Raw genomic sequence first — 15,698 nt, forward strand, 5'->3', positions numbered from 1 at the left:
CCGAACTTTTTACTATGAAACATGGCTTACTAAAGCCTGTATGAGCAGAGCAAATGAATCAAACTGATACTAGAAAAGAAACTCTTGAATTTAATAAACTTCAAAAGCGTCTAAGAAGGCATGTTGGTACCGCAATTACTGATTATAACATGATCGAAGACGGTGATGTTGTTATGGCATGTATCAGTGGTGGTAAAGATTCTTTTGCAATGCTAGATATTTTGCTTAATTTACAAAAAGCAGCGCCAATTAAATTTGAAGTGATTGCGGTAAACCTTGATCAGAAGCAACCTGGTTTTCCTGAGCACATTTTGCCTGATTACTTTGAAACGCTAAATATTCCATATTACATCGTCGATAAAGATACTTACTCAGTAGTAAAAGAAAAAGTACCAGAGGGAAAAACTACCTGTGGTCTGTGTTCACGACTTCGTCGCGGCACACTTTATTCATTTGCCGAAAAAATTGGCGCAACCAAACTAGCACTTGGTCATCACATGGATGATATCGTTGAGACAATGTTCTTAAATATGTTCCATGGTTCACGACTAAAAGCGATGCCACCAAAATTGCGCTCTGATGATGAACGTAACGTGGTCATTCGTCCGTTGTCATATTGCCGTGAAAAAGATTTAATTAAATACGCCGAGCACAAAGACTTCCCGATCATTCCTTGTAATTTATGTGGCTCACAAGAAAACCTGCAGCGTCAATCAATCAAAGCGATGCTGACAGAGTGGGATAAGAAAACTCCAGGTCGTGTTGAAAGTATCTTTAAGTCTTTACAGAATGTCAGCCCAAGCCAGCTTGCAGATAGAAACTTATTTGATTTTGAAAATTTACCACTTGATAGAGAAGGCAATCGTGAAAGCTATGACTTTAGCGAGGCGGTGGTCTCATCAACAAACATTGATGAATCATTATTTATTGATGTAACAAATATATAAAACTCTTAAACTGTATATATAAAAAAGCCCCAAACTGGGGCTTTTTTAATGCATATTTAAATGGTTACTTAGCAAGTGGGCTTACATAGCCATCTGGTTTTAACGCTAACACATCGCAGTCAAGGCTATCAATGACATGCTCTGCGGTGTTACCGACAAGTGCAGCACTTAAGCCAGTACGTCCAACTGTACCAATCACTACTAATTCGCTGTTGAGGCGTGCAGCCACATCAGGAATAACATCTTCAGGTAAGCCTTCTTCAATGTGACAATGAGCTTGGTCAATATCAAAGCCTTCAGCTAATGAAAGCGTTGATTCAAAGTGATGTTTTTTAACTGATTCGTTGTAAACACCTGGGTTAAACTCAGGAATTTCAATCGCGATATTAACCGGCGTTGCTGGGTAGGCATTTACTAAGTTAAGGGTGGCGTTGGCCAAGTCACAAATGAAGCGAGCGTCATTAATAATACGCTTGTTAAGTTCAAGGTGTTGTTCATTCTCACTCACTGCGTTTACAGCAGCTAAAATATTGCCTTTTGCTGGCCACTCTTTCTCTTTAACAAGTAAAACTGGTGCAGGGCACTTACGAATAAGATGCCAGTCAGTAGGAGTGAAGATAACCGATTTAAGTGTATCGTGTTGATGGGTGCCTTTAACAACAAGATCAAAGCCATCATTGATCACGGTATTGATAATAGCTTCGTACGGACGGTTATGCCAAACCACACAGCTATCAATAGTAAGATCAGGATATAGGGCAATCTGCTCGTTTAACCATTCTTGGCGGTCTTTTATTACGGCTTCGCGCATTGCTTCACGCTCATCAGCAGAAAGCATAGTGGTCATTTCGTAAGAGAAGTCGTAGATACTGAGGAAAGCGGTGATGGTCGCGCCAGATTTTTTGGCTAGATCAATTGAGCGGCTTAAACTATGTTGCTGCTCTTTGGTTGGGTCTATAACTGCTAAAATTCGTTTAATTGCGTCCATGTGCTGCTCCTTAACTGTTCCGCAAAAAGTAGTACTTTGAGTGTAACCTAAATTTAGAACAGTTAAAGGGGCAAACAATATAAAGTTGCGTTAAATCAAACTCTATTTACATTTAATCGCTGCGGTTGCTGCAAGCGCTTGCTGGTCCAAAATAGTGATAAATTTGCCTTCAACTTTAATAAAGCCCGCTTTTTGGAAGCGGCTTAAAAGGCGGCTAATTGTTTCAACAGTAAGGCCTAAATAATTACCGATTTCACCACGTGTCATGGTTAAGCGAAATTCTTTACGTGAGAAACCACGTTCACCAAAACGCTCCGCAAGATTATAAATAAAACTTGCTAGACGCTCTTCAGCTGACTTTTTATTGAGTAACAATAACATTTCTTGGTCGTAGTTAATCTCATTACTCATTAAACGCATAATTTGTTGGCGTAGCTTAGGTAATTTACCTGCTAATTCGTCTAGAGTATCGAATGGAATTTCACATACCATTGAAGTTTCAAGGGCTTGCGAAAAGCTTTGATGAGCCATTTTGTTGATTGCATCGAAACCGACTAAATCACCAGCCAAGTGAAAGCCAGTAATTTGCTCATCACCTTGCTCAGACAAGGTATACGATTTAAATGAACCAGAGCGTACCGCATAAATAGCATTTAAGCTTTCGCCAGACTCAAATAAATAATCACCTTTGTGTAGAGGCTTTTTACGTTCGATGATTTCATCGAGACGATCCATTTCTTGACCGTTTAATGAAAATGGCAAACATAGCTGGCTGATACTGCAATTATTACAGCTAATTGTGCATAAGCCTTTTGACTTGTTTTGTGAGAAGTCCATACATCAAATCCATTCAAATAGGTTAACAACTTTAGGTTAATGAATTAACTTATCGGTTGCTATAATTAATAAGTATATACCGTACCATATTATTACGCTGCCTAGAATAACCCTTATCCAAACATGGTTAAAAAGAGTATTTATTTTTTGACTAACAAGACCAACACTGATCATTGCTGGAAAAGTTCCCAAAGCAAAAAATAACATTACGCCTGCACCGTGAAGAGCTGATGGGCTTGTGAGTGCCCAGGTTAACGCAGAATAAACTAGGCCACAGGGTAACCAACCCCACAAAGCGCCATAAAGCAAGGCTTTAGGGGTTGTATCGACCGGTAATAAAAAACGATTGAGTTTAGCTAAATGCTGCCATATGAGCGCCTTGCCTAGTTTTTCTAGCCACTGTAGGGTTGCCGCTAAGCGCATTATGTAAACCCCAACTAGTAGCATAAAAATACCACTCAAAAAAGACAAAGCTACCGATATACTGGTATTTTGCGCCGCGAAGCGACTACTAATTCCAGCTACGAGTGCACCGGCCAGCATATAACTGAGTGCTCGGCCTAGGTTGTATGCAACCGAAAAGCTTACTGCTCGATTTTTGTTGGCAGCAAGTTGTAAACTACTGGCAATGCCGCCACACATAGCTAGGCAGTGACCACTGCCTAACAAGCCCATTATAAATGCACTAATAAACAGCGGATCAATCATTACTTTTGTTATGCTGCTCTTTATCGTCTTCGAACAGAATACTGTGACCCTGTTTATTTAAATCAGAAAACTGCTCGCTTTTTACAGCCCAAAAGAATACCCCGATTGCAATTAGCACAAATAAAATGGCAATTGGGATAAGCATATAGATGATACTCATAGTTTTAATAACCTTAATGAGTTGGTAATAACCAAAATGGAGCTTGCAGACATACCGATGACGGCCATCCAAGGAGCTACGAGCCCAAGGGCTGCCAATGGTAAAATCGAACCATTGTAAATAAGTGATAATGCCAAGTTTTGCTTAACAATACGGCGCGTCTTTTTCGAGACAGTAAGCAAATGTTCTATAGCCGTTAGATCACTATTGAGTAATACCACATCGGCACTATTTTTGGAAATATCAGCGCCTGTTTCCATTGCAATAGATAAATGGGCACTGGCAAATACTGGGCTGTCATTCACGCCATCACCCACCATAGCAACAATGGCACCTTTACTGGCAAGTGCTTCGACATGGGTTTGTTTATCACGAGGGCTACATGCAGCATGCACGGTATCTAAATTTAGCTGTTTTGCAATTCGCTCACCACTGTTAGAGGCATCGCCCGTTAACATATGGCACTTAATTTGTTGCGAATGAAGTGTAGTAATCAATTTTTCTGCGTTATTACGTAGGCTGTCGGCTAAGTAAAAGCGAGCAATGACTTGTTTATCGATATATAAGGTTGCTTGCGCATCTGCTTTTTCGGTATCAAACCAACCGCTTTTACCTATCGCAAGGTGCTGATCATTGAGTAAAGCGGTAATGCCTTTACCCGGTTCGATAGTCACATTTTCAATAGGGTTCACTGTGTCGTTGAAACCAGCGAATGCATTAGCAATAGGGTGCTCAGAGAAACTTTCAAGTTGCGCTGCTAAGCGTAATGCATCAGCTTCACTGTATTGGGTGTTAACTAGTTCAACGCGTTCAATGGTAAAGCGACCTTGCGTTAAAGTACCTGTTTTATCAAAAGCGATATCTGTTAATTGTGGTAGCGTTTCTAACACATGGGCTTGTTTAATTAAAATTCCACGTTTTGTCAGGCTGGCTACAGCGCACGTGAGAGCGGTTGGAATTGCTAAGCTAAGCGCACAAGGGCAGGTTGCAACAAGTACAGAAATAGTAACCCAAAAGGCATGCTCGGGGTCTATTTGATACCAACCAATTGCTGTTATTGAGGCAAACACTAATAAACAGGCAACAAACCACTGCGCTACTTTATCTGTTATCTCAACTAATCGCGGGCGCTTGGTTAACGCTGTGTGTTGTAACTTAATAATTTGATTAAGCAGGGTATTTTGACCGATTTTGTTGATCTCAATACTGATCACACCATCATGGTTAATCGTTCCTGCGTAAACTTGATGGCTGACAAACTTATTAACGGGTTGATGCTCGCCAGTCATCATGGCTTCATCAACGGTTGTTTGACCTTTTGTAACAATACCATCAGCAGGAATGGTTTCACCTGCTTTGATCAACACAACATCACCCAGTTTTAGTTTTTTAGCTGCAATAATCGATTCTTGATTATTATCATCAATAATACGAGCTGTGAGCGGCAGTAACTTTTGCAAGTTAGCGGTAAATTCGCTGGCCTTTAAACGGGCTCTAAATTCTAAATATTTACCTAATAATAATAAAAAGGTAAACATACAGATAGATTCGAAATAAACTTCGCCAACCGACATTAATGTGGCATAACAGCTTGCCCCATAAGCACCAAAAATCGCTAATGAGACGGGTAAATCCATATTAAGCTGTTTGGCTTTTAAACCATTAATAGCATTGGTTAAGAATGGCAGGGCACTGTAAAGAATTACTGGAGATGCAAGTACTAAGCTTATCCAGCGAAAATACTGCTCGAAGTTCTCTTCCATGCCAGAGAACATGCCAAAATACATAGCGAAAGCAAACATCATTACTTGCATGGTCATCAGACCGGCAACCCCTAAACGGCGGATATAAGCTTTTGCGGCTTGTTGTTTTTGGCTCGCTTCAAGGTCTGCCTGAAACGGGTAGGCTTTATAGCCGATTTCATGTAATGAGGTGATAATTTGGCTAAGCGGTGTAACCGATTTATCCCATTGGATCATGGCACGGTTGGTCGAAGTATTTACATCAACACGTTTGATTGCTTTTAAGTTAAGTAGTTGTTTTTCGATTAACCAAGCACAGGCAGCACAGGTGATGCCTTCAACCGTTAATAGTACTTCTGATAAATCATTAGTGGCTGAAATAAACTCGTCTTGAATATCTTCGTTATCGTAACTTTTAATCAACTCGAGTTGCTCTGGAACAAGCTGTTCAACTTTACCAGAGCGAACAGTTCTAAATTTATAATAATCGGTCATGCCTTGGGCGACGATATTCTCAGCAACCGTTTGGCAACCAATACAACACATAGGTTGTGCCTTACCGTCTATTTCGACAGTCGCATTAAAGCCTTTTGGCACACTTTCAAGACAATGAAAGCAATTATCGGACATTAGAGTTTACTACTTATATTCAGGGCTAATCGAAATCGTTTTATCAGTTGGTAAAATGACATCTTCTTTAAGTTTCCAACTGTTATCGATTGGTTCAATAAACACTGTGTATGCACCGTCAACATGGGTGTCGAGTAGGGCAGTAAAATCGCCATGGGCGTTTTTCATTAAGCTTACATCAAAGTCATTGGCTTTAATGGTGCGATGATAAAAAGACATTTTTAAAGAGTGAACATTGCTTGCATCACCCTTGGTGAAAGTGAATGTTACTTTGTCGTCTGCAACATTTAAATCGCCATGTAAGTAAAGTGCTTTTGCTTTATTAAATTTGCTGAGTTCAAGGTTAATTGCCTTGCCTTTTTTATAATAATCGTCAACAACCATATCTGGGCCGTTGCCAATTGCCATATAAATAAGACCAGCACAGCCGATGATAGCTGCAAGAGGAAAAGAGATTAAAAACCATGGCCAAAAGTTTTTATACCAAGGAGTGGGTTTCATAGTACTTATACCTTTAAAAACGTTGTACGCATTTTATCGGATTTAAAAGCAAAAGACTAAAAAAAAGCCTCCAGATGGAGGCTTTTTTGATCTTAATTAATCTATTGAATTAAAAGATTGATTGTTTATACATTTTATTAACCGCGTGGTTATTTATCTTGCGATAAGCTGTAAACGTACGCTGTTAATAAGTGAACTTTATCTTCACCTAAAATGTCTTTCCATGCTGGCATTACACCGGCGCGGCCATTGATTAGTGTTTCTTCAACAGCACGTTTAGAACCACCGTATAACCAGATGTTATCTGTTAGGTTAGGTGCACCAAATGGTAAATTGTGTGCAACTGAACCTTTACCGTCAGCACCGTGACACGCAGCACACATTGCAAACTTAGCAGCACCTGCAGCAGCGTCTTTTTGGTTAACAGTACGGCCAGAAAGGCTAAGTACGTGAGCAGTCATTTCTTTAATGCCTTGCTCGCCAAGCGCATCACCCCAAGGTGGCATCGCAGCAACACGACCGTAAAGAAGTGTTTCTTTGATCTTGTCTGGTGAACCGCCGTATAACCAATCGTTATCTGTTAGGTTAGGGAAGCCTTGACCACCACGTGCATCTGAACCATGACATTGTGCACAGTTTTGAGAGAATAAACGTTGACCAATCTCAAGCGCTTTTTCGTCTTTAACTAGTGTTTCAATATCTTGTTTTGCGAATGACTCAAAGATTGGGCCAAAACGCTCATCAGCAGCGATAAATTCTTGGTCTAATTGAACGTTCTCACCGTTAGCTAATGCTTGTTCAGTCGCTTCTTTAGACTCAGCTAAAGAGGTAATACCTTGGTTAGAACTTGTCCATTTACCTAAACCTTCCCAGTTACCTAAACCAGGGTAAGCAGCAAGGTAGTATACAGACCAAATAAATGTCGCGAAGAACATATAAGTCCACCATTTTGGTAGTGGGTTGTTAAGTTCTTCAATGCCGTCAAATTCGTGACCACAGCTTTCGCCTTCTTTCACACCTGCGTAGTTTTTTAAGTTCCACAGAAGTAGGCCGAAGATGATAGCAAGACACGCTAGGGTTAATACAATAACCCATATACTCCAAAAGCTAGTCATTTCTCAGACTCCTTTTCCTCATTAGAGATTGTGTTGTTGTGTTTTTTTTCATCTTCAAATATGGCATTAGCAGCATCGTCAAAACGGCGTTTGCTACGCTTGCTGTATGCCCATACAACAATCACAATAAACAGTACTAAAATTACCAGAGTCAAAATGCCTCTGTATGTTCCGTAATCCATAATAATTACTTCAAGTGTGTGCCAAGCTGTTGTAAGTAAGCGATTAGAGCTTGCATTTCAGTTGCACCTTGACCACCGTTCATGGCTTCGATTTTCGCAATGTCAGCTTGTAGCTCTTCGTCACTTCCGTAACCTTTACCGTCGTAACGGTCGCTCGCTTTATCAATTCCGAAGCTATCACGGAATATTTGAAGCTTTTTAAGTGTATGGGTCGTATCGACTCTGTTTTCGTCTAACCAAGGAAACGCTGGCATGTTTGACTCAGGAACCACTGCACGTGGATCCATTAAGTGAGCATGGTGCCAATCGTCTGAGTAACGCTCACCAACACGCGCTAAGTCAGGACCAGTACGCTTAGAACCCCATTGGAATGGGTGATCCCATACTGACTCACCAGCTACAGAGTAGTGACCGTAACGCTCAACCTCGTCACGGAAAGGACGAATCATTTGTGAGTGACAGTTGTAACAACCTTCACGCACGTAGATATCACGGCCTTCCATTTCTAACGCTGTAAGAGGGCGTAAGCCATCAACAGGTTTAGTCGTATCGTCTTGGAACATTAGTGGAGTAATCTCAACTAATGCACCAAAGCTGATTGCAAAGACAGTCAAGATAGCCATTAGGCCAACGTTCTTTTCGACTATTTCGTGTTTGTTTTGTGAATTATTATTGCTCATCGTGCTACTCCATTATGCCAATTGTGCGTCAGCGTCTAGTTGAAGCGAATCTTTCTTCGCTGCAATAGTACGATAAACGTTGTAAGCCATAATTAGCATACCTGTTACGATGAATACACCGCCTAGGAAACGCATGATATAGAACGGATACGAAGCTTCTAATGACTGTACAAAGCTGTACATTAACGTACCGTCTGAGTTTACTGCACGCCACATTAGACCTTGCATTACACCAGAGATCCACATTGCTACGATGTATAGAACAACACCCACAGTGTGTAACCAGAAGTGCGTGTTAACTAGTTTAACACTGTACATACGGCCTTGTGAGAATAGTGCAGGGATTAGGTGATAGATAGCACCGATAGAAATCATTGCAACCCAACCTAGTGCACCTGAGTGTACGTGACCTACAGTCCAGTCAGTGTAGTGAGAAAGCGCGTTAACTGACTTAATAGCCATCATTGGGCCTTCGAACGTAGACATACCGTAGAAAGATAGAGAAACAACTAAGAAACGAAGTACTGGGTCAGTACGTAGTTTATGCCATGCACCTGATAACGTCATGATACCGTTGATCATACCACCCCAAGATGGAACGAATAGGATAACTGACATAACCATACCTAAGCTTTGCGTCCAGTCTGGAAGCGCAGTGTAATGTAGGTGGTGAGGACCTGCCCAGATGTATAAAGAAACAAGAGCCCAGAAGTGAACAACCGATAAACGGTAAGAATAAACAGGGCGGCCTGCTTGTTTTGGTACGAAATAGTACATCATACCTAAGAAACCAGCAGTTAATAAGAAACCAACAGCGTTGTGACCGTACCACCACTGAACCATTGCATCTACAGCACCTGCGTAGATAGAGTATGATTTAGTAAGTGAAACTGGAATTGCCATGCTGTTTACGATGTGTAAAACGGCAACAGTAATGATGAAACCAGCGTAGAACCAGTTCGCAACATAGATGTGCGATACTTTACGCTTGATTAACGTACCAAAGAATACCACTGCGTAAGTTACCCAAACAACGGCGATAAGAATATCGATTGGCCATTCAAGTTCTGCGTATTCTTTTGAGCTTGTGATACCTAATGGTAAGGTAATCGCTGCTAGTACGATAACAAGTTGCCAACCCCAGAAGGTGAAGGCTGCTAATTTATCTGAGAAAAGGCGCGTTTGACATGTACGTTGTACGACGTAATAAGACGTCGCAAAAAGTGCACTTGTACCAAATGCGAAAATTACTGCGTTCGTGTGTAACGGACGTAGTCGAGAGTAAGTTAACCATGGTGTATCAAAGTTAAGTGCTGGCCAAGCTAATTGGGCAGCAATCAGAACCCCAACACTCATGCCAACGATGCCCCAAATCACTGTCATAATAGCGAATTGGCGTACAACTTTATAATTGTACTCAGTTTGTGATGCTACTGTTTGGCTCATTTTCTGGCTTCCGCTGCAATAAATGCGTTTTAGAAATGAATTACCCACTTTTATTCAAAGTGGGGCCTACTATTACTTCACAAGCGTGTTACCTAAAGCCAACTTAGCGGTGCTAGCTTCAGAAAACAAACTCGAGAAACCCTTATTTTTGCGATGGAAATGATAAAATTTTTGACCTTAAAAAGATAGGTCAATTGCATAAAATTATGACATCAATCAAATTTTAGCGCTTTGTTGGTTATTTTTTGTCAGAGATTGTATTTTTATTGACTTATTATTAGGTGCCTGTTGTCTTTTTTGGGCATTCTAATTAGTATCTGACTTTATTTTATACAGGCAAATAGAGTGCGAATAAGCTTATTTCCCGTGTTCCTTTTTAGTCTTTTTTTAGCTGCATGTGATAGCCAAAGTATAGATAAGGGCAGCACAAGTACAAGTTGTCAGAACAATAGTCATTGCAATTACCCTAATAATGTAGAAGTTTGGCTAAGTAACCCAGATATCAGTCCAGAAACACCGTTTACGATTAACCTAAAGTTACCAAAGGAGGCTAAAAACCTCTCAGCAAAACTTGAAGGTGTCACCATGTATATGGGTTTTATCCCACTGCAGTTTAAACAGACAGGACAAGTTTGGGTTGCTGATACTATGGTTGGCGCATGCTCTGAACCTGTTATGACTTGGAAAATGATGCTCACTTATACTTCTGGCGATAATCAACCTCAAACCTTGCTTTATTATTTCGATTCACTGCAAACTCGATAACATCTTCCTTCATTATTGTTGATCGCAGTTTTTAATTATCTAAAAGCTGTGATTAGCGCAATTTCTGCTTCACCTTTTTTTACTTTGATGTTCTTTATTAGCCGTATTTTTATACGGTATTACAAACTGACGGAACAAAAACAAAAAATCATCCTCTAATACACTGTTTAACAGACTAACTTTGTCTATTTAGTTAATTTAAGTGAATAACTATGGTTAGCAGTCTTACCAAGCTTTTACGGTTTTTATAACGTTGTGTGATCAACTTGTAAAAATTTCATTTGTAGCATTAATTGGGCTCTGATTACACTTGATTACAAAGTGCGTGCAATTGATTTCAATCGTGTTTTTTTTGCTACTTAATAATGTTATTTTCCTGATATGTAAGTGTTTTTTTCTATTAACATTGATACATCGTGAAACCTTATTACCTAAAGTTGGTACGTCATTTTTGGGTTGTTTTTTATTTGGTCTTTCATTCAGTTTTCGTTCAGTTAACTGCGCCTAAGTTGCCCTCCGCTGACTCGTGATTCTAATAATAACGAGCGCTACCTGACTAAAGGTAAATTTCCAACAAGTAGGGTTTTCACATGAAAAAATCAATTCTTGGTTTAGCTGTTGTTTCAGCAATCCCAATGTTCTCAAGCATGCAAGTTTTAGCTGCTGATGATGCAGCAGAGTCTATTGAAAAAATTCAAGTTACAGGTTCTCGCATTAAGCGTACCGATATGGAGACGTCTAGTCCTGTAACTTTAATCGGCGCAGATGACATCAAAGCAATGGGTGCATCAAGCATCGATGGCGTTCTACAAAAAATGACTGCAGCAAGTGGTGCGATGACTAACCCTGCTGTTAACAATGGTTCAGGCGGTAACGCACGTGTTGACCTACGTGGTTTAGGCGCGCAACGTACTTTAGTACTAGTAAATGGTCGTCGTATGATCAACTCTGGTACTGGCGCAGCATCTACTGTTGACTTAAACACAATCCCAGTATCAATGATCAAGCAAGTTGAAGTACTAAAAGACGGCGCATCTGCTGTATATGGTACTGACGCGGTAGCTGGTGTTGTTAACATTATCTTAAAAGACGACTTCGAAGGTCTAGACATGAACCTTAACGGTGCTATCACTGGTGAAGGCGATGCAGACGAAACGTCTTTCGATATCACAATGGGTTCAAGCTTTGACCGTGGTAACGTTGTAATTGGTTTACAATACACAGACCGTGGCGACGCTTCTCAAGCAGACCGTGACTTCTCTGATTGTCCAATCGAAGAAGATTACGAAAACGGTAGCTTCTACTGTGGTGGATCTTCTTACACACCTTTCGGCCACGTTTGGGCTGAAAATGCAGACCTTCAAGGTCAAGCAGATGGTGAATGGCACGATTACACTGCTGCTGGAGATGCATATAACTACTCAGCAACAAGCTACCTTTACACGCCAATGCGTCGTTTAAACCTTACAGGTATCGGCCACTTTGACGTAACTGATGAAACGCGTTTAGTTTCTGAATTCACTTACTCTAAGCGTTGGTCAACTCAACAAATGGCTCCACAGCCAGTATGGTTTGACTTCACTTACGATGCAGCAACTATGGGTGATTCACTTCTTTCTCACGGTGTAGCTGACGGTGAAGACATCTCTTACGGTCGTCGTATGACTGACGTAGGTCCTCGTGGTTATGAGCAAGTTGTTGATACTGTACGTGCAGTAATCGGTCTTGACGGTGCATTCGACAACGGTTGGGGCTGGGATACTTCAGTAGTATTCGGTCGTAACGACTCAGTTGACCGTGCAACTAACCTACTTAACATGGGTTCAATCCAAGACGCAATCGAAGAGGGTACTTTCAACCCACTTAACCAAGCTGATTGGTCAGGTAGCAACCTTGCACAGTACAACTACACTGAAAACAACTCAGGTGGTAGCCAATTATTAGTTCTTTCTGCTGGCCTTAACGGTGAAGTAATGGAACTTCCTGCTGGTTACGTTGGTTTCGCGGCTGGTATCGAGCGTCGTGAAGAAAAAGCATGGTACGTTCCAGATTCACTAACTTCACAAGGTCTTGCAAATGACCCACGTGTTGAACCAACTGGTGGTCGTTTTGACGTAAACGAAGCTTACGTTGAATTCGCTGTTCCACTTCTAGCTGACGCACCATTTGCTCAAATGGTTGACTTAAGCGCTGCTGTTCGTGCATTCGATTACAGCACATTTGGTTCAGATGAGACTTGGAAACTAGGTCTAACTTGGCGTGTAAACGACGAACTAATGCTACGTGCCGTTCGTTCAACTGCATTCCGTGCTCCTACAGTATCTGAGCTTTACCAAGGTAAATCACCTTCATTCGAACAAGTTAACTTCCCTGGTGCACAAGACCAAGCTGAAGTAACTGTTGGTGGTAACGACCAATTAACGCCAGAGCTTGCTGATACAGTAACTGCTGGTTTCGTATACGCTCCAGAATGGTTCGACGGTTTCTCAATGACTGTTGACTACTACGAAATCGAAATTGAAAACTCAATTTCAAGCGTAAACAACCAGTACATCGTTGAAAACTGTCTTGATGCTTCTACTGGCGCATACAAGAACCAAGATACTGCTCTATGTCAGTCTTCTGCAATCAACTTCAACCAAAGCACTGGTCGCATTAGCTTCAACAACCAATTACAAAACATTGGTAATGAATCTACTAAAGGTTACGACGTAAACTTCAAGTATGCATTTGAAGCTGCAGGTCTTAACTGGCGCACAGGTCTTGATGTAACAATCCTTGATGAGTACATCGTTGATTCAGGCACAAGCACAATCGATTACACAGGTCTTGTAACTTCAGGTATCGGTAGCTACGCGAAAGTTAAGTCTAACTTCACTCTTAACGCGTCTGGCGACAACTGGGATGCACAATACCAAGCACGTATGATCGACGGCCTAGACAGCTACGCATGTCTTGCTGACGACAGCGAGTGTCTAGTACCAAGCGTTGGTACTGTTGTATACCACGACATCAGCGGTTCATACATCCTGAACGACACAGTGTCATTCTCTGCAGGTGTTAACAACTTATTCGATAAGCAAGCACCTTACTACTCAGGTAACAATGACTCAAACACTGACCCGTACACATACGATGTACTAGGTCGTCGTTTCTTCGCTGGTATGAACATCAAGTTCTAATCTAGTTTGAAATGATTACTAAGGCCCAGTTTTTACTGGGCCTTTTTTATTGTCTGAAAGCCTATCAACGCGTAAACTATAGAGGTAGTTTTAACAAACGAGGTGATATTGCTTAAACAAGACGAAAACTTATCTTTTATTATTGAGCCTGAGCTTAAACCACGCACAGAGCAACGACTCGACCTGTATTTCTCTATTCCGAATGAAATGAGTGTTAACCCACAAACACTGAGCGAAGAATCATTCTTTAATAATAACTTTAAATCGCACCTTGCGTATAACGCTAACAACATTCACTTACCCTTAGTGAGAAGCCGCTTTGTTAGTAAAAACAAAGGTGAACAGCAAGATTATCGGCAAAACTTAAACTTATATTGTTATCAAGTTCGACTCGCGCTGAATGCCGATATTAAAGACACCCTAAAACACCAAGAAGCCGACGAGTTTTACCCTGCAGCCATTGAGTTGTGCCAGCAAACCAAAGGCTTGTTGAAAAAGCTAAGACGCTATACCCCAGATGATGAAAAACTGCTGCCATTTTATAAAAACGCCGATAACTACTTAAGCTGGCATGTAGAGCAGTCATTTTTGAAACTACTGGATGAAGGGCCGCGCAGTAGTGATTTTGCAAAAGAGCGCAGTGATCTATTAGAGTTTTGTAAAGCTGAAAACAGTTACCGTGAAGAGCAAGAATATAATTCGCAATCAACACTTGAAGATGCCAACCGTATCACCAATAAAATGCGCCTATTACAACGTTTGATTGAGCATGGAGTTGTGCTTACACGTAGCACGCGTCACTTAAACAGTTATTTAAAACGTATGGTAAAGGGCACGGTGACCGCTGTGATCATGGCCTTTGTGATGTTGGTTGTGTTAAATGCTCGCTCAAATTTTACCGAAGTAACAGCGACGTTGATTTTGATCTTGGGTGTTATTTATGGTCTTCGTGAAATATTTAAAGAAGACATAACACGGGTGATCTGGCGAGCTATCGTACGAGGGCGACCAAAATGGCGCTTTCAATTTAAAAATAGCATTACTAAAGACAAAATTGCCAGCCAATACATTTGGCTTGAATACACCAGTTTTAAACGCCTGCCTAAAGCGGTAAGAAGAATTTTTTCGAAGCGACGTCATCAAAATAAACAGGCTGCTCAGTGGCTGCATTTTGCAAGCGAAACACAAGTTAACGCGAAAGAGTTTTTACCTGGCTACGATACCTTGCAACAAACCATGCAATTTAGCTTGGCACCGTTTGCTCGCTATTTAAAGCGGGGTGAAGGTAAGCTCTATCATCTAGATAGTAATAAAATCTCTAAGAAAGCTGTAGAGAGGCGTTATCAGTTAAATGTGGTATTAGTGTTTACACAAAGCGAAGATGAAACTTTATATCAGCGCTACAAGATTACGTTAAATCGCAGCAAAATTGTTAATATTGAGCGTATTTACTCACAAACTGACATTCTGAAAGATGAAAGATGAAAGATGAAAGATGAAAGATGAAAGATGAAAGGGTGGCCTTGGCCACCCATTTCGGTTTATTTAGCGTCTAAACCTGTTTTGCTGTAAAGCGACACTTTGTCTGATACTAAGGTAATTTCGATGTTTTTATCTTTGTTACCCCAGATACAGTTAGTGTGTAGTGTCTTTTCTTCACACTTATCAGCTGAACCTAAAATAGCTTCAACCTCAGTTTTATCCATACCAATTTCAATTTTTTCGTAGTTCTCTAAATTTACTTTTGAGCAACCAGCTAAAGTAAGTGCCGCAGCCGCTGCTGCAATTGCCATATATTTTTTCATAATTGTATCC

15 protein-coding genes are annotated in these 15,698 nt (G+C 40.8%); 4 read left to right on the plus strand and 11 right to left on the minus strand.

What is annotated here, in order from left to right:
• Positions 1-53 precede the first annotated feature (53 nt).
• Entirely contained in the window at positions 54-947 is an 894-nt protein-coding gene (gene ttcA, locus CWC02_RS10865; protein ID WP_054553048.1) for a tRNA 2-thiocytidine(32) synthetase TtcA, read from the plus strand.
• A gap of 64 nt (positions 948-1,011) precedes the next feature.
• Here the strand turns inward: ttcA and uspE are convergent, their stop codons facing one another.
• The 10 genes from uspE to ccoN form a co-directional block, all read right to left on the minus strand.
• Positions 1,012-1,935, minus strand: coding sequence for a universal stress protein UspE (gene uspE / locus CWC02_RS10870; RefSeq protein WP_138618183.1), 924 nt, complete (start codon positions 1,933-1,935; stop codon positions 1,012-1,014).
• A gap of 102 nt (positions 1,936-2,037) precedes the next feature.
• Positions 2,038-2,772, minus strand: coding sequence for an FNR family transcription factor (locus CWC02_RS10875; RefSeq protein WP_054553050.1), 735 nt, complete (start codon positions 2,770-2,772; stop codon positions 2,038-2,040).
• 36 nt (positions 2,773-2,808) lie between these two features.
• Positions 2,809-3,480: a sulfite exporter TauE/SafE family protein gene (locus CWC02_RS10880; RefSeq protein WP_138618186.1), complete on the minus strand. Its 672-nt coding sequence runs from the start codon at positions 3,478-3,480 to the stop codon at positions 2,809-2,811.
• On the minus strand, positions 3,473-3,640 hold the full coding sequence (ccoS, locus tag CWC02_RS10885) for a cbb3-type cytochrome oxidase assembly protein CcoS (RefSeq protein WP_054553052.1): 168 nt from the start codon (positions 3,638-3,640) through the stop codon (positions 3,473-3,475). Before ccoS ends, CWC02_RS10880 begins: the two co-directional genes overlap by 8 nt.
• Positions 3,637-6,012 (minus strand): heavy metal translocating P-type ATPase, encoded by a 2,376-nt coding sequence (locus tag CWC02_RS10890; RefSeq protein WP_138618189.1) that lies wholly within the window; start codon positions 6,010-6,012, stop codon positions 3,637-3,639. Before CWC02_RS10890 ends, ccoS begins: the two co-directional genes overlap by 4 nt.
• A 9-nt stretch (positions 6,013-6,021) precedes the next feature.
• Positions 6,022-6,513, minus strand: coding sequence for a FixH family protein (locus tag CWC02_RS10895; protein ID WP_054553054.1), 492 nt, complete (start codon positions 6,511-6,513; stop codon positions 6,022-6,024).
• A 149-nt stretch (positions 6,514-6,662) separates the two neighbouring features.
• Positions 6,663-7,628 carry a cytochrome-c oxidase, cbb3-type subunit III gene (ccoP, locus tag CWC02_RS10900; RefSeq protein WP_054553055.1) on the minus strand — a complete coding sequence of 322 codons (966 nt, stop codon included), beginning with the start codon at positions 7,626-7,628 and terminating at the stop codon, positions 6,663-6,665.
• The gene (locus CWC02_RS10905; RefSeq protein ID WP_010373992.1) at positions 7,625-7,810 is read right to left on the minus strand and encodes a cbb3-type cytochrome oxidase subunit 3; all 186 of its coding nucleotides are present in this window, start codon (positions 7,808-7,810) and stop codon (positions 7,625-7,627) included. Before CWC02_RS10905 ends, ccoP begins: the two co-directional genes overlap by 4 nt.
• Before the next feature lie 5 nt (positions 7,811-7,815).
• Complete coding sequence (gene ccoO / locus CWC02_RS10910) at positions 7,816-8,490, minus strand: cytochrome-c oxidase, cbb3-type subunit II (RefSeq protein ID WP_054553056.1); 675 nt, start codon at positions 8,488-8,490, stop codon at positions 7,816-7,818.
• 12 nt (positions 8,491-8,502) lie between these two features.
• Positions 8,503-9,936, minus strand: coding sequence for a cytochrome-c oxidase, cbb3-type subunit I (ccoN, locus tag CWC02_RS10915; RefSeq protein WP_036967883.1), 1,434 nt, complete (start codon positions 9,934-9,936; stop codon positions 8,503-8,505).
• A 366-nt stretch (positions 9,937-10,302) separates the two neighbouring features.
• On the opposite strand from ccoN, the gene CWC02_RS10920 reads away from it, so the two are divergent.
• From CWC02_RS10920 to CWC02_RS10930, 3 genes are all read left to right on the plus strand, one after another.
• The gene (locus tag CWC02_RS10920) at positions 10,303-10,701 is read left to right on the plus strand and encodes a hypothetical protein (RefSeq protein WP_138600035.1); all 399 of its coding nucleotides are present in this window, start codon (positions 10,303-10,305) and stop codon (positions 10,699-10,701) included.
• Between the two features lie 590 nt (positions 10,702-11,291).
• Positions 11,292-13,883 carry a TonB-dependent receptor plug domain-containing protein gene (locus tag CWC02_RS10925; protein ID WP_138618192.1) on the plus strand — a complete coding sequence of 864 codons (2,592 nt, stop codon included), beginning with the start codon at positions 11,292-11,294 and terminating at the stop codon, positions 13,881-13,883.
• A gap of 108 nt (positions 13,884-13,991) precedes the next feature.
• Complete coding sequence (locus CWC02_RS10930) at positions 13,992-15,368, plus strand: hypothetical protein (RefSeq protein WP_138618195.1); 1,377 nt, start codon at positions 13,992-13,994, stop codon at positions 15,366-15,368.
• Positions 15,369-15,424: 56 nt separating this feature from the next.
• Here CWC02_RS10930 and CWC02_RS10935 read toward each other — a convergent pair whose 3' ends face one another.
• Positions 15,425-15,688: a hypothetical protein gene (locus CWC02_RS10935; protein WP_055198739.1), complete on the minus strand. Its 264-nt coding sequence runs from the start codon at positions 15,686-15,688 to the stop codon at positions 15,425-15,427.
• Between the last annotated feature and the right edge of the window lie 10 nt (positions 15,689-15,698).

It is taken from the genome of Pseudoalteromonas sp. S2721 (genome assembly GCF_005887425.1).
GTDB lineage: Bacteria > Pseudomonadota > Gammaproteobacteria > Enterobacterales > Alteromonadaceae > Pseudoalteromonas > Pseudoalteromonas simplex.

Coding starts and splice junctions, on each gene's coding strand:
- ttcA (WP_054553048.1), top strand. CDS start 54: ATGAATCAAACTGATACTAGAAAAGAAACTCTTGAATTTAATAAACTT.
- uspE (WP_138618183.1), bottom strand. CDS start 1,935: ATGGACGCAATTAAACGAATTTTAGCAGTTATAGACCCAACCAAAGAG.
- CWC02_RS10875 (WP_054553050.1), bottom strand. CDS start 2,772: ATGGACTTCTCACAAAACAAGTCAAAAGGCTTATGCACAATTAGCTGT.
- CWC02_RS10880 (WP_138618186.1), bottom strand. CDS start 3,480: ATGATTGATCCGCTGTTTATTAGTGCATTTATAATGGGCTTGTTAGGC.
- ccoS (WP_054553052.1), bottom strand. CDS start 3,640: ATGAGTATCATCTATATGCTTATCCCAATTGCCATTTTATTTGTGCTA.
- CWC02_RS10890 (WP_138618189.1), bottom strand. CDS start 6,012: ATGTCCGATAATTGCTTTCATTGTCTTGAAAGTGTGCCAAAAGGCTTT.
- CWC02_RS10895 (WP_054553054.1), bottom strand. CDS start 6,513: ATGAAACCCACTCCTTGGTATAAAAACTTTTGGCCATGGTTTTTAATC.
- ccoP (WP_054553055.1), bottom strand. CDS start 7,628: ATGACTAGCTTTTGGAGTATATGGGTTATTGTATTAACCCTAGCGTGT.
- CWC02_RS10905 (WP_010373992.1), bottom strand. CDS start 7,810: ATGGATTACGGAACATACAGAGGCATTTTGACTCTGGTAATTTTAGTA.
- ccoO (WP_054553056.1), bottom strand. CDS start 8,490: ATGAGCAATAATAATTCACAAAACAAACACGAAATAGTCGAAAAGAAC.
- ccoN (WP_036967883.1), bottom strand. CDS start 9,936: ATGAGCCAAACAGTAGCATCACAAACTGAGTACAATTATAAAGTTGTA.
- CWC02_RS10925 (WP_138618192.1), top strand. CDS start 11,292: ATGAAAAAATCAATTCTTGGTTTAGCTGTTGTTTCAGCAATCCCAATG.
- CWC02_RS10935 (WP_055198739.1), bottom strand. CDS start 15,688: ATGAAAAAATATATGGCAATTGCAGCAGCGGCTGCGGCACTTACTTTA.